Here is a 14295-nt window from a genome sequence, read left to right as displayed (position 1 = left end):
TAGATGAAATGTCTAAGAAGATCGCCCTTTCAGCGTCAATCGCCGGATTATATGTGGCGCTGGTGCTCGCTTTCTCTCCCATTTCGTTTGGGCCAGTGCAGGTAAGAGTAGCAGAAGCGCTCACATTGCTGCCAGTTTTGTGGGCAGAAGCAATCCCTGGCCTCTTCGTAGGGTGCGCGATATCCAACTTCTTTGGCGGCTTCGGAATCATCGATGTCGTTTTCGGCAGCGGTGCTACACTCCTCTCTGCGCTCCTCACGAGGAGAATGCCCAGCTTGGCACTTGCGGCGTTGCCTCCCGTTATTATCAATGGCTTAGTTGTAGGAGGGTATCTATCTTACTTGTTGTCTTTGCCCTTCATTCCGACTGTGCTGTACGTTTCAACAGGGGAGGCGATCACATGCTTCGGCTTGGGGATACCTCTCGCCCTTGCTCTGCGCAAATCGCGCCTTTGAAATATAATTTAATCGGAGGTGATCCCTATGTGGCTGTGGGGTGCTTTTACGCCTCATCCTCCCATCATAGTGCCCGAGGTAGGGCGCGGAAATGAGAGGGAGGCTCAATCGACCGTTGACGGCATGCTGAAGCTCGCAGAGAAACTTAGCGGGCTTAGGCCTGAACGACTGCTCATTTTTACTCCTCACCAGATTTACAGGGAAGGTTTATTAATGTTGACTGCGGACCGTCTCGTAGGAGATCTATCTCAATTCGGGGCGCCACAGGTGCGCATTCAAACGGAAGGAGACAGAGCGACGGCTCAAGCTCTCGAGTCATATTTGCGTTCGCATAAAGTGCCGGTGCACCTCCATGACGGAGACCGCCTTATATTGGATCATGCAACTGTCGTCCCGCTCTATTTCTTGGCTAAGTCTTGGGGTAAAGTTCCGTTCGCCATTTTGGCAAATCCGATAGGATTGACTTACAAAGAATCCTACCGCTTGGGGGAACTACTGCGTGACTTTGATGATGGAGCAAACTGGGGATTATTGTGCAGCGGCGACCTCTCCCACAGGCTCATACCGGGGGCTCCGGCTGGTTACAACCCGAGGGCTGCCATTTTCGATCGGACCGTTATCGAGTCGTTGCAAAGATCCTCTCCCGAGCCCATATGGAAGTTATCCCCTCTTGAAATAGAGGAGGCGGGCGAGTGCGGTCTGCGGTCCGCCCTGATCCTCCTCGGAGCCGCACGAGGCGAACCTATCGATGTCATCTCCTATGAAGGCCCCTTCGGCGTGGGTTACGGCGTGGCCCTTTGGCAACCAGCGACAGCAGAAAAAAAGACAAGGGATGATTTGTCACCGCACGTGAGGCTGGCGCGACTTACGCTCGAGCGGTATCTATCGCAAGGGCGATTGCCTTCAAGAGAAGAGGTATCCAAAACCTTAGGCGAAAGCGCGACGCGCCAGTTGGAGAGTCAAGGGCGAGCAGCCTTCGTCAGCTTAAAAACGCGCGATAAAAACCTGAGGGGATGTATAGGGACAATAGTTCCAGCCTACGAAAATTTGCTTCGAGAGATCATGCACAATGCCGTTGCGGCTGCCACCGAAGACCCGCGATTTCCTCCGGTAAGACAAGAGGAGCTGGAAGGGCTAGTAATATCTGTGGACGTCCTCTCTGAGCCCGAGACGATTTCTTCTATTGAGGAATTGGACCCTAAGCGCTACGGCGTGATAGTCGCCAAGGGGCATGCGAGAGGGGTACTGCTTCCAGATTTAGAGGGAGTGGACACACCCCAAGAACAGCTTTCCATCGCTGCTCAAAAAGCCGGCATCCGTTCATTAGAAGGGGCCACAGTATATCGGTTCACCGTGGAACGGTATGAGGAGGCCTGACAAAAGATGACATGCGGCGAAGCCGATCACCCAGCTCTATACTGGCACAGAGAAGGCGAGGCCGTTCGCTGCGATCTATGTCCCCACCGCTGTTTACTGCCACGAGGCGCACGTGGGGTGTGCGGCGTCAGGAAACATGTGTCTTCCGGTGAGATGGCGACGCTAAACTGGGGACTTGCTACCGCCCCCGCCCTCGATCCTGTGGAAAAGAAACCCCTTTACCACTGGCGCCCAGGCACGCAGATTCTCTCCTTGGGCACGGTAGGGTGCAATATGACCTGTCCTTTCTGTCAGAATTGGCATCTCTCCCGAGGGGACGAAAGCTTAGGACTTATTTCTATAACGCCTGAAGAATTGGCCGGTCTGGCGAAAAAATACAAGAGTAATGCCGTCGCATTCACTTATAACGAGCCGTTTGTGTGGTATGAATTTGTCATCGCCAGTAGCAAATTGCTGAAGCAAGAAAAGATAGCCGTTGTCCTGGTGACGAACGGGCTGGTCCTTCCAGAACCGCTGAATGCACTTCTGCCTTACGTGGATGCTGCCAACGTGGATCTCAAGACCTTTACAAAGGAAGGCTACAGGAAGTTGGGCGGCGACCTCGAGTGTGTAAAGGGGACCATCGTGGCACTCTTTGAAGGCGGCGTGCACGTTGAGATTACGCATTTGGTCGTAACGGGTTTCAATGACTGCGAGGAACATTTTGGCGAGCTGGTGGATTGGATCGCGTTGCTTTCGCCGGATATACCGCTTCATATATCTCGCTACTTCCCTCAATATCGTTGGCATGAGCTGCCTACTCCTATAGAGTTGCTGCGTAAATTTCAATCGATAGCCTCAGAAAAACTTCACTATGTTTACCTTGGAAACGTAACCGAGCCGGCCGTAACGCGCTGCCCGGGGTGCGGAGAGGAGTTGATCTTACGGCACGGATATGAGGTCGTTAAAACCGCACTCGATACATCAGGTACGTGTCTAAAATGCGGCAATAGAACCGGCATAGTCTTAAAATGAATAGGCGAATTTTTGCCACCATATTTAAAGAACCAATCGAGATCATCAAAGAGCGCTGTGTAGCAAACTGATACAAGAGGCTATGCCGATTGTAGGAGAGACGATTCGTTTTGCGGTCATAGCTGAAGCGTAAAATCAGCTCCGAAAGTAGACTAAAGCGGCCTATCAACCTTAGATGGTTAAGGGTCATCAACTGCTCTTCAGCGGAAAGTGTGTTAGACGATGTGTACAAAATTTTATAAAATTCTTGCAATTTTGTAAATCTCAGAAAGCTCTCGCCCTATGATATACTTGCCTAAAATGAACGAAAGAATACACTATGCGGGTAATTGTAAATAGCTGTGAAAGGGGTGCTTACAAGGGCAATGAAGGTAGAAGTGCTGTGTAGAGGGTTCCCGGGCAAAGCCGATGTAGGTTTTTTGGGCTTTAGTAACGTAGCCCTTATCACGACGGAAAGAGAGAGGATAGTTTTTGATACAGGTGCCATGGGCGTTCGATTGAACCTATTAGATGCCTTGGAGAAGTGCTCCGTGAGGCCTTGCGATGTCAACAAAGTCGTCCTCAGCCATCTGCACTACGATCATTGTGAGAACGCATATCTCTTTCCCAACGCCGCCTTTTTCGTCAGTGAGGACGAATGGGATTATGCAATAAAGGGAGACGACCTTCTGATTCCCCATGGCATAGTTGATTTTTTAAAGGGACGTAATTTATGCCTCGTGAAAGACGGGACAGATATTGCTCAGGGCTTAAAAGTGATTTCCACCCCGGGTCATACACCAGGAGGTATTTCTCTTGTTTTAGAGATCGAAGGGGGGAAATGGGTTCTCGCCGGCGATGTAGTTAAAAATAGGATTGAACTCGCAACAGGGCACGTGGACATGACGCTCGACCCAGCAGCGAGCGAGCATAGTATAGCTAAAATAAGGAAATTGGCTCATCGTGTGCTGCCTGGCCACGACGGATGGCTCAGGGTAGATGGAGGTAGGGTAACAGTAGAAGAGAGTCCATCTATCACCGTCATGTTACCGGAGGGCATGAAGGGAGGTGCGAACAGGTATTTTAATCTGACTGTTGAAGAACCTATAGCAATAGGTCAACAGGATCACTATTAAAATAAAATGCAGGAAACAGACAGAAGGAGTGATCGACTGTGGACATGGCAAAGAAAAATCGCATTACCGCTATCGTTGTAATTATGCTTTCTGTCTTTGGTCTTGTGGAAGCAAAGAGTTATCCGGCAGAGGCAGCTACTTATCCTTTAACAATACTTTTAACGACTATAGTCCTTAGTGTAGTCCTTTTAATCACTAAGCCTAGGGTTAAGACAAAGTCAGAAAATATTGTCTATCGGCAGCTCTATGGGATGATCATTTTCACCATTGCTTATTATATGCTCATCAAGGTTATCGGATATTATTTTGCAACCCTGCTATATGTGTTCGTGTCTATGTATTTCTTGAAAGAGAGGAATCTTATAGTCCTTGCGACTGTTCCAGTAGGTTTTGTGGTGGTGCTATATTGTGTATTCGGGCTCTTTCTTAGGGTTCCTCTTCCTCGCCTTACGTTGTTTTAATAAATAGAAAGGGGATCAACTGATGTATGACGCTATATTTCAAGCCATCCCTGTAGTTTTTAGCATAAAGTCGTTGTTACTGATGTTCCTCGGTACTGGCCTCGGCATAGCTGTAGGCGCTATGCCGGGATTGACGGCTTCTATGGGCGTAGCCTTGCTTATCCCGCTTACCTTCGGTATGCCTCCAGCCTACGGCCTGGTCCTTTTGGGCAGTATATATTGCGGAGCCATATACGGCGGGTCCATCTCTGCCATATTGCTGAACGTTCCAGGCACACCGAGCTCTGCAGCCACTCTCTTGGATGGCTTTCCCATGACACAGAGGGGAGAAGCGGACAAAGCATTGAAAATCTCCACTACCGCTTCATTTACTGGAGGTATAATCAGTGCATTTGTCCTACTTTTCCTGGCCCCGCCTCTGGCGCGTATAGCTCTCATGTTTGGGGCGAGCGAATATTTCTGGCTTGCCCTCCTGGGGCTTTCTGTCATCGTCTCTCTATCCAGCGCCAACATTGTTAAAGGATTTCTCGCTGCTGTTTTTGGTCTCTTTGTGGGGTCAATCGGGCTTGACCCGCTCACGGGGGTGCCCCGTTTCACCTTCGGCGTACCGAACTTATTGGACGGGGTTAACGTGATAGTCTTACTCATAGGCCTCTTTTCTATACCACAGGCGCTCGAGATGATCGAATCTGAGACCGTAAATAGGATACCTGAGATCGTAGAGCGTGGCGTTTCTTGCAAGTTTCGAGAGCTTTGGCATGAGATAGCCCATGTGTGTTGGCCCACGTACATACGGTCCGGAATACTCGGGACGTTCATAGGTACCATCCCAGGGACAGGTGGAAATGTCGCTACATTCTTAGGATATGAGCAAGCTAAGAGATTCTCGAAACACCCGGAGAAATTTGGAACGGGATGGAGTGAGGGGGTTGCTGGGTCTGAGGCGGCTAACAACGGCGTTACAGGTGGTGCTTTGGTGCCCCTGCTGACCCTTGGCATCCCCGGCGACTCGGTAACCGCCATTATGCTGGGCGGGCTTCTCATTCATGGCTTGCAGCCTGGGCCTCGACTCTTCGTTCAACATCCCGATGTAGTGTACACTTTCATGCTGGGAATGATTTTGATTAATGTGGTTATGTTGATTTTGGGCTACTTCGGCTCCTACTTATTTGCTAAGGTAGCAAAAGTCCCTTACAGCATCGTAGGTCCTATGGTGATCGCTCTGAGCGTGGTGGGCACTTACGCCATAAAAAATAGCATGTTCGATGTGGGGCTAATGCTCTTCTTCGGGTTCATAGGGTATATAATGAGAAAGTTGGCGATACCCGCTGGCCCGGCAGTCTTGGCCCTTATATTAGGCCCTATGGCTGAGGAAAATTGGCGCAGGGCCATGTTAATAAGCGGCGGAGATGTTGGATATATGTTCTCGGGAATCCTCAACTTAGTTTTGATCGTCATGTTCCTCTTGGTGTTGGGGGTTGGTATAGCTACCTTCATTAAAAAAGGGAAAAAGACGGAAGAGTTCGAAGCTGATGCATGATCTGATCATGTAGTTGTTGGGTTTTTACTTACTTTACAGGTTATAATTTACGAGGTTATAAAAAATACAATGATCAAGGAGGGGTTTTAGGGATGAAGCGGTTAGCGGGGTTAGTTTTAGCTTTAATGATGGTGGGTTTAATGACCTTGCCGGTGGGCGCGCAGGGGTATCCCTCTCAGCCTATAACCGTGATAGTAGGGTTTGGTCCTGGCGGTGCTACTGACGTGTTGGCCAGAATAGTAGCCAAATATTCCGATAAGTACCTGGGGCAACCCATGGTCATCAATAACATGCCGGGGGCTAATACAGAGATTTCACTTGTGGCTCTCAAAAAAGCAGCGCCTGACGGCTATACGCTCTGCACTATAAACATTCCCCACGCTCTCTCCAACATATTAATGAGACAGACCCAATATACAATGGAGGACTTTAAGTATTTGGCTAACTTCGTCGTCGATCCTGGTCTTATAGGAGTCAGAGCTGACGATGACAGGTTCAAAACGCTCGACGATTTAATCAAATACGCCAAAGCCAATCCAGGCAAGACTACCTGGGCGACGTCAGGCATAGGATCAGACGATCACATAGCAGCGAATATGTTTGAAGTGGCAACCGGCGTTAAGGTGAGGCCTGTTCCATATAAGAGCGATGCCGAAATTACCGCGGCCGTCCTGGGAGGGCATGTGGATGTGGGAGGCTTCAACGTAGGCAACGTTGCAGAACAGGTATTAGCCGGCAAGATCAGGGCTTTAGGCGTAATGGCGGAGAAACGATATCCGGATCTGCCAGATGTGCCTACGCTTAGAGAGCAGGGGTACGATGTGGTCAGCGACTCGAGCCGCGGCATCGTAGCGCCAAAGGGCCTTCCCGACGAGATCGCTCAAAAGCTCGGAGATGCCTTCAGAAAGATTTCCCAAGATCCCGAGTTCATCGAGGATATGCGCAAGGCCGTTCAACCTATGGATGTTAAGATACTCGATGAATATGACGAATACATGAAGGCTCTAATCAAACGCTTTACCGACCTATATAAAGTCAATCCATGGGGCGAGAAGAAGTAATGTCTCTGCTTTAACAAAGTCACAGATTTAGGCTGCAGCTCGTTCATCGCTGCAGCCTTTTTATTCTTAGGTATTGTAAGGAGGTGATTGATGTGGAGTTGTATTCTTCTCAAGAGTCACTCGAACTCATAAGAGGAGCTTTTGACATGCACATTCATTCTGCTCCAAGCCTTTTCCCCAGACTTATGGATGACTTCGAGCTCTCTGCTGAACTTCAAAGCTATGGCATAAGAGGAGGCGTAATAAAATCTCACGCCGGTTGCACGGCCTCCAGGACGACCATTGCCAATAAACATTCTGGCAAAAATACCAGACTCTATGGATCACTAACACTGAATTATTTTGTGGGGGGATTAAATCCCTATGCTGTGGATTCGGCATTGAACTTAGGCGCCGCCGTAGTCTGGATGCCCACAATTCATGCTGAAAACCATTTTAACTTCTACGGAGGCGGAACATATAAAACTCAAAAGATGGAGCGCCCTTTGAAAGAACCGAAGCGCGGCATATCCATCCTGAATGAGAGTGGTAAATTGCTCGAGGCAATCTATGAAATTATAGATTTGGTAGCTTCTAACGGCGCGTGCCTTGCCACAGGGCACCTTGGTAACCGAGAGGCTATCGCCCTCTGTGAGGAGGCGGTCAAAAGAGGCGTCAAAAAGATTGTCTTCACCCATCCAGATTTTGAGACGAGCAAGTTGTCCATAGAGGAACAAGTTAGACTGGCAAAGTTGGGAGTATATATGGAAAAGACAATGCTTTCACTGCTCCCGACCTGGGATTCTATAACCCCTGAATATATGGCCGAGACGATAAAAAGCGTCGGAGCCTCAAGATGTATCATGGCCACCGATTTCGGCCAAGCCTCAAACCCGTCACCACCTATAGGGCTTGCCTGCTTCGTCGACCTCATGCTAAAATGCGGCGTTGGGCGCGACGAAATAAGCCTCATGTTAATTCGCAACCCCGAGGAGCTCCTCGATTAAAACTTCTTTAAATGAAGCGGGGTAGCTTGACAATCCGGCGCAGGATGGTAGACTTATCCTTGCCGAAGGGGTGGTTAGTTCAGGGGAAGAACGCTTCCTTGACGCGGAAGAGGTCGCAGGTTCAATTCCTGCACCACCCACCAAGTTTTATTTTGCTGCCGTCTGAGATGATACAACCCGGACGGCAGCGGATTTTTTAGCCCACTGATCGCATAAAAGGATAAATATCAAGAGCTCGGCAAAAATGTAGGCTAGACCAACGGGTTACGCAAGAATATTGTGAAGATCACATGAAGTTGGTGCTTCATGCCGAGTAACTATATAAAGCACCCAGACCAAAGCTCACAGAGCAACGGAGTATCGGCCTTAGAGCATTTGGAAGAAGTGAAGGAAGAAGAAAAGCGCGCAGCTGAGAACAGCATGGATGCGTTGACTTGTGGTCGAATCTCGCGTAAAATGCAATAGCTACGGCATTTCCGCTTGAGACGGGTCTTTAAAAGGCTTTGCCAAGCCTACCCGAATCTCAGCGAGAGGGAGGAATAAAGGGTGTCTTACGCAGTGGTTGATATAGGTGGTAAACAATACCGCATTTCTACGGGCGACGTCATTCGCGTAGAGAAGATGAAGGAAGACCCAGGGACCAATGTAGTTCTTGATAAGGTGCTTTTGGTTTCAACTGACGAAGAGGTTAAGACAGGTCGCCCATTTATAGATGGAGCGACAGTTGAGGCGAAGGTCTTGGAGCACGGAAAGGAAGAAAAGGTTTTGGTCTTCAAATTCAAACGCAAAAAGAACTACAGAAGGCTTAGGGGCCATCGCCAGCCATTTACAGATCTTCAAATAGGAGAAATCAAAGTTAGGTGATCACTGTAGAAGTAGTAAAGAGGGATGGAGAGGCTACATCTATGAGAGCCTCAGGCCATAGCGGATATGCCCCCAGAAACAAAGATATTGTCTGCGCTGCTGTGTCGACATTGCTTCAAGCCTTGGCTGTTGGACTAATAGATGTATTGACCCTGAACGGCGTGCAGTGCAAAAAAGAAGACGAGCCGGCATATTTCTCTATAGAGTGGCCACTTGCTCACGATAAAAGGGTCAAAAGTATTGTCAACACTATATTTTATAGTCTTAAAGCAGTAGAAGCCTCATATCCCAGGTATGTAAAGGTAGTGGAGGTGGAAGAAAGATAATGATCAGAAAGTTTAACTTACAGCTTTTTGCTCACAAAAAAGGGCAAGGCAGCAGCCAAAACGGCCGAGATTCCAATAGCAAACGCCTTGGTGTAAAGCGCTATGATGGTCAAATGATCAAGGCAGGAACTATAATTGTTAGGCAGAGAGGCACAAAGATACATCCTGGACGAAACGTCGGAAGAGGTAAGGACGATACGCTCTTCGCTCTGTCTTCGGGTTTTGTTAAGTTCGAGAACAAAGGCGGCAGATCATACGCAAGCGTAGAACCTGCCAATAACTAACATGAACGGTTTTTTAATTTGCCGAAAGAAGACAAAGGGCCTCCTTGCGATAAAAGGCCCTTTTGTTCTTATGAGCAGGGCGAAGTGATGCGACAATGAAGTTTGTAGACTTGGTCGAAATAAGCGTAAGGGCTGGTAGAGGTGGAAACGGGTGTGTCAGCTTTCGTCGAGAAAAGTATGTGCCGAAAGGCGGTCCTGACGGAGGCAATGGCGGGAAGGGCGGAGATGTCTTTCTTGAGGCAGTCGCTGGCTTAGAGACTTTGGCGGATTTCGAATATAGCGCCCGCTTCAATGCTCAAGATGGGGAACACGGCAGAGGCAAAAAGCAGCACGGAGCAAACGGTCAGAATTTGGTCATACCTGTGCCCTGCGGCACTGTCGTTTGGGACAGTAAAACCGGTTCCCTCTTGGGCGACCTGACAAAGCCAGGCGAAAAGCTCCTCGTGGCCCGCGGAGGAAGAGGGGGGAGGGGCAATGCTTCGTTTGCTAAAGCTTCACATCGCGCTCCCAAGTTTGCCGAAAGGGGAGACCCTGGCGAAGAAGTAAAGCTTAGACTTGAGCTCAAGTTGATAGCCGATGTAGGTTTGGTGGGTTTACCAAACGTGGGCAAATCAAGCCTCCTTTTAGCCCTTACAAATGCCCATCCGAAGATAGGGCCATATCCTTTCACGACCTTGTCTCCTAATCTCGGTGTAATTGAAGAGGGAGGGTCATGCATTCTTTTGGCCGATATGCCTGGGGTGATTGAGGGGGCTCATCAGAACAAAGGCCTCGGCTTGAGATTTTTGAGACATATAGAACGCACCAGATTCTTGGTCTATGTCCTCGATCTTAGTTCGGGGGATCTTTCTTGCGTGATCGAGCAGTGGAATGCTATACGCCGCGAGATGGGCTTTTATAACCCTGAGCTATTAGAACGCCCGTTCATCGTAGTGGGAAATAAAATAGATTTAGACGAAGCGAGGTCACTAAGCCTTAAAGTACAGGCAGAAATGAAAAGGATGAACATATCGTTCTTTGAGACGAGCGCCTTGACGGGCGAAGGCATCGAACGGCTTTCCTCAGCGATAAAGGAGTTTGCAAGGCTTCATCCGAGACACGAGACTTCAGCCGACCATAACCTTTCAGTTGAAACAGAGACAGCAGTTATGTCAAAAGTCGCTGCTCCGTCAAAAGTCGCTGCTCGGATTCTTTGTGTGGAGGAAGGAATTTATGAGGTCCAGCACCCGTACTTGGAAAAGGTGGTGCAACGTTATGACTTCAATCAAGATGAGGCAATCCAACATTTCGCCCTTCTTCTCAAGCGTTTTAAGGTTGAGGCTGAACTTGCGCAAGCTGGGGCGCGCTACGGCGATACAATTCTTATAGGCGGAGTGCCCTTTGAATTTCAACCCGATGGTCCCTCACAATAGCATGGAGACTGCTGAAAAAAGCTTCTTATTGAGGAAGAAAAGAATAGGCATCATGGGGGGGACGTTTGACCCTATCCATTTCGGCCACCTGATAGCAGCGGAAGAGGCGTACTGCGTCCTCAACCTTTCAGAGGTGGTCTTCGTCCCGACTGGAAACCCTCCCCATAAATCTCGTCGCCAAGTATCATTTCCAGAAGATCGTTATATCATGACGCTCATGGCCACCATAGACAACCCTCATTTTAAAATATCGCGCATAGAAATTGATAGAGAAGGGCCAAGCCATACCATAGACACGCTCAGAGAGATGCACCATTGGTATCCCCCAGGAAGCGTGCAGTTTTACTTCATAACTGGGTTAGATGCGGTACTCGAACTGCCATCATGGAAAGACCCCTACAGCATAATAAAAGAAGCCTCCATAGTAGCCGTTACACGTCCAGGCTATAGCATAGAACGACTGGACGAACTTCCAGAAGCTATTAAAAGGACCGTAGTCCTTCTTGAAATACCCATGCTGGCCATTTCTAGTACAGCAATTCGTCGCCGCGTCGCCGAAGGTTCAAGCATTCGCTACTTAGTGCCATGGAATGTGGAGCATTACATTTATAAGAAGAGCCTTTATATCAGAGATGGAAGGTGACGCCCGATGAGATGGCAGCGCTTACTCTTTATTGGCATAGTATTGGCTGCAGCTATAATCGGAGCCAATTGGAGACTAAAAGATATCGTCCACCCGAAAGCGGAAAGCATCAGAAAGAGTGTAAGGTATGATGAGGCAACAGGAAGGATTAACATATTAGTAGTGGGTGAGGACGATACAGGTGACTCGCACAGGGCCGATAGCATAGCAATAGCGATGCTCGACATAGAAGGCAAGAAGGTTAAACTCCTTTCATTGCCCAGAGACACGCGTATCGATATTCCCGGCAGAGGTTGGAATAAACTTGGGCACGCTTATTCTTACGGCGGCATTGATCTGCTTAAAAGGACATTGGTTAATTATCTGGGGCTGCCGATTCATTACTACGTAGTAGTAGGTTATGACTCCTTTCCGAAGCTCGTAGATCTTTTAGGTGGCGTAGAAATAGAGGTAGAAACCCGCATGAGATATGTCGATAGGGCCGGAGGACTCTACATTGACATACCGCCAGGTCGCCATTTGATGAACGGCGACATGGCGCTCAAATACGTTCGTTTTCGCCACGATGCCATGGGCGACTTGGGCCGCATACAAAGGCAGCATAAATTTATAACCGCACTGTTAAAGCGCATGACGGACCCTCAAATCTTGCCGCGCTTAGGGGAATTGACCAAGGAGATGGCTTCCATGGTAAAGACGGATCTATCCCCATCCCAAGCGCTACAGGTTGGCCTTTACTTCAAAGACCTATCGCTAGATAATATAGATATATCAACGCTGCCCGGAAAACCCGCGCTCATCTCTGGTGTAAGTTATTGGCTCGGAGACATAAGCCAAATTTCGGCGTTTCTTTCTGGTGAAATACCCAGCGAAGCGAAGGTGTCTTTCATCAATCAAGAAGGCACAAGAGGCACGGCGAATGCGTCAACCTCAACACCCGAAGGAAACCAAGTCTTGTCCAAGGAAAAAGTAGAAAGCATAAAGGGACCTATCGCGGTGCTCAACGGCGATGGAAGCAAAGGATTGAGCGCTAAGATCGCACAGGAATTGCACAGATTAGGTATAGAAGTTGCCTACAGGGGAAACGCAAGGCATTTCGATTATCGTTATAGCAACATCATATATCCATCCAAAGGCGCTGAATCTAAAGAGGAGGCCCAAATATTGGCAGAATTGCTTGGAATACCCAAAAACCTGGTGCGCCCTTCTGAAGCCGCTGCCCATGTCACGATCATAGTCGGTCACGACTACGAAAAACTCCTGTCGAGGCTTAGGAACTTAAAAATTGCTCCGTAAATCCATAAAAAAGAAGAACAAAGAAGGTTCAACCTGTCAATTGTAAATATAGTTGTTTAACACGCAAATATTCAGTTATTATAGGAGGGATGTAAACCTTTGGTAAAGAGCAAGCTCAATGACAAGATAGCTTCATGCGAATGGCTCGTCGAAGCCTTAGAAGAGAAACAAGGCGAAAATATGATAGCCATCGATGTGAGCGAGGTTTCCGTTATAAGCGACGTATTTGTGCTCGTAACAGCGAGCTCCAACGTCCACATGGACGCCCTCGCTGAAACGGCCGTCAAAGCACTTAATGAACACTGCATACAATGCTATATCGAGGGCAACGATAGCACGAGGTGGCGCTTAATAGACGGCGGTTCCATAATAGTCCATATATTCAGCCGCGAAGGAAGAAATTTTTACGCGCTGGAGCGCATCTGGGGAGATGCGCCCATGTGGCAGGTCGACGAAATGTAAGAGTCAGGTCTTGCGTCTGCTCAGAACCGAATCCTCAAAATGAATTATTTGGGCAGGCTTTATGCCTGCCCAAGATTTTAAACTCTCTGTCAGAGGCGCGGTTAATTGCCTGCAAGATATAGATGCCAGTAAAGGCTAAGGGCTACTGACCGATATTTATTGTGTCCTATAATGTATCTTATGTTACATAAGCTTGCCTACAGGACCGATAGGGCTTCTTTGACAATCTCGATATAGCTCTCAACGGAAAGCGACGCTCCTCCTATGAGAGCACCATCGATGTCCGGTTGCCCCAGAAGGCCTGCGGCGTTTTTGGGATTTACGCTACCTCCGTAAAGAATGCGTACGCCTGATGCAACATCTTGCCCGTAGCGTTCGGCAAATAGGCTTCTTATAAAACTACAAGCCTCTTGGGCATCGGTGTCGCTCGCTGTGCGACCCGTGCCGATGGCCCATACAGGTTCATATGCTACGACAATTTGTGCTGCCTTTGTCGAATCGACGCCCTCCAGCGCAGAAAGAAGTTGTCTCCTTATTACCGAAAAGGCGTTTCCGCCGTTTCTTTCGTCCAGCGTTTCTCCCACGCACAATACAGGAGAAAGCCCATGGTCGAGCGCTGCGGTTACCTTTTTACTTACCATCTCGTCGGTTTCGCCGAATATGTGACGCCGTTCGCTGTGGCCAAGTATGACATAGCTACAACCGAGTTCAAGGAGCATGGGAATCGAGATTTCGCCCGTGAAGGCTCCTTTTTCCTCCCAATGCGCGTTCTGCCCTCCCCACTTTATCACTTTGTGATTAAAATCACAAAGTGTAGGAATGCTTATAAATGGCGGGAAAAGAGCCAATTCAATCTTTTTGGAGACGATCGCTTCAGTTATTCCATTTTCCAGCTCTAAGACTTTATCCAAATCCTCGAGAAAAGAACGGGTCTCTTTCGGGCCTTTGTGCATCTTCCAATTTCCGGCCAACAAAACGCATCGCTCCATTGAGATTACA

Annotated in this window: 16 protein-coding genes and 1 tRNA gene; 16 read left to right on the top strand and 1 reads right to left on the bottom strand. The window is 48.6% G+C overall.

Going from position 1 to position 14295, the window contains the following annotated elements; all coding sequences use genetic code 11:
- Positions 1-8: 8 nt before the first annotated feature.
- The 16 genes from EZM41_RS10295 (at position 9) to rsfS (ending at position 13296) form a co-directional block, all read left to right on the top strand.
- Positions 9-455 carry a QueT transporter family protein gene (locus EZM41_RS10295; RefSeq protein ID WP_198471000.1) on the top strand — a complete coding sequence of 149 codons (447 nt, stop codon included), beginning with the start codon at positions 9-11 and terminating at the stop codon, positions 453-455.
- A gap of 27 nt (positions 456-482) precedes the next feature.
- Entirely contained in the window at positions 483-1832 is a 1350-nt protein-coding gene (gene amrA / locus EZM41_RS10290) for an AmmeMemoRadiSam system protein A (RefSeq protein ID WP_198470999.1), read from the top strand.
- Positions 1833-1838: 6 nt separating this feature from the next.
- Entirely contained in the window at positions 1839-2846 is a 1008-nt protein-coding gene (amrS, locus tag EZM41_RS10285; protein WP_198470998.1) for an AmmeMemoRadiSam system radical SAM enzyme, read from the top strand.
- Positions 2847-3211: 365 nt separating this feature from the next.
- Positions 3212-3961, top strand: coding sequence for an N-acyl homoserine lactonase family protein (locus EZM41_RS10280; protein WP_198470997.1), 750 nt, complete (start codon positions 3212-3214; stop codon positions 3959-3961).
- A 44-nt stretch (positions 3962-4005) separates the two neighbouring features.
- Entirely contained in the window at positions 4006-4422 is a 417-nt protein-coding gene (locus tag EZM41_RS10275) for a tripartite tricarboxylate transporter TctB family protein (protein WP_232619308.1), read from the top strand.
- 22 nt (positions 4423-4444) lie between these two features.
- Positions 4445-5962 (top strand): tripartite tricarboxylate transporter permease, encoded by a 1518-nt coding sequence (locus EZM41_RS10270; protein WP_198470995.1) that lies wholly within the window; start codon positions 4445-4447, stop codon positions 5960-5962.
- A gap of 92 nt (positions 5963-6054) precedes the next feature.
- Positions 6055-7023 (top strand): Bug family tripartite tricarboxylate transporter substrate binding protein, encoded by a 969-nt coding sequence (locus EZM41_RS10265; protein WP_198470994.1) that lies wholly within the window; start codon positions 6055-6057, stop codon positions 7021-7023.
- Between the two features lie 92 nt (positions 7024-7115).
- Entirely contained in the window at positions 7116-8009 is an 894-nt protein-coding gene (locus EZM41_RS10260) for a DUF6282 family protein (RefSeq protein ID WP_198470993.1), read from the top strand.
- 68 nt (positions 8010-8077) lie between these two features.
- Positions 8078-8152 (top strand) — tRNA-Val (locus EZM41_RS10255).
- 403 nt (positions 8153-8555) lie between these two features.
- Positions 8556-8873, top strand: coding sequence for a 50S ribosomal protein L21 (gene rplU, locus EZM41_RS10250; RefSeq protein ID WP_198470992.1), 318 nt, complete (start codon positions 8556-8558; stop codon positions 8871-8873).
- Entirely contained in the window at positions 8870-9199 is a 330-nt protein-coding gene (locus EZM41_RS10245; protein ID WP_198470991.1) for a ribosomal-processing cysteine protease Prp, read from the top strand. The genes rplU and EZM41_RS10245 overlap by 4 nt, the downstream gene beginning before the upstream one ends.
- A complete protein-coding gene (rpmA, locus tag EZM41_RS10240) occupies positions 9199-9483 on the top strand; it encodes a 50S ribosomal protein L27 (protein WP_232619289.1) in 285 nt (94 codons plus the stop codon). The genes EZM41_RS10245 and rpmA overlap by 1 nt, the downstream gene beginning before the upstream one ends.
- Before the next feature lie 95 nt (positions 9484-9578).
- Positions 9579-10895, top strand: coding sequence for a GTPase ObgE (gene obgE, locus EZM41_RS10235; RefSeq protein WP_198470990.1), 1317 nt, complete (start codon positions 9579-9581; stop codon positions 10893-10895).
- A gap of 1 nt (position 10896) precedes the next feature.
- The gene (gene nadD, locus EZM41_RS10230) at positions 10897-11538 is read left to right on the top strand and encodes a nicotinate-nucleotide adenylyltransferase (RefSeq protein WP_198471119.1); all 642 of its coding nucleotides are present in this window, start codon (positions 10897-10899) and stop codon (positions 11536-11538) included.
- A gap of 6 nt (positions 11539-11544) precedes the next feature.
- On the top strand, positions 11545-12834 hold the full coding sequence (locus tag EZM41_RS10225; protein WP_198470989.1) for an LCP family protein: 1290 nt from the start codon (positions 11545-11547) through the stop codon (positions 12832-12834).
- Positions 12835-12933: 99 nt separating this feature from the next.
- Entirely contained in the window at positions 12934-13296 is a 363-nt protein-coding gene (gene rsfS, locus EZM41_RS10220; RefSeq protein WP_198470988.1) for a ribosome silencing factor, read from the top strand.
- Between the two features lie 197 nt (positions 13297-13493).
- Here rsfS and tpiA read toward each other — a convergent pair whose 3' ends face one another.
- Positions 13494-14285, bottom strand: coding sequence for a triose-phosphate isomerase (gene tpiA / locus EZM41_RS10215; protein WP_198470987.1), 792 nt, complete (start codon positions 14283-14285; stop codon positions 13494-13496).
- Between the last annotated feature and the right edge of the window lie 10 nt (positions 14286-14295).

The sequence above is a fragment of the Acetomicrobium sp. S15 = DSM 107314 genome (genome assembly GCF_016125955.1).
GTDB lineage: Bacteria > Synergistota > Synergistia > Synergistales > Thermosynergistaceae > Thermosynergistes > Thermosynergistes pyruvativorans.
Note: the sequence above shows the minus strand (reverse complement) of the source record. Positions and strands in the feature narration are given on the sequence as shown.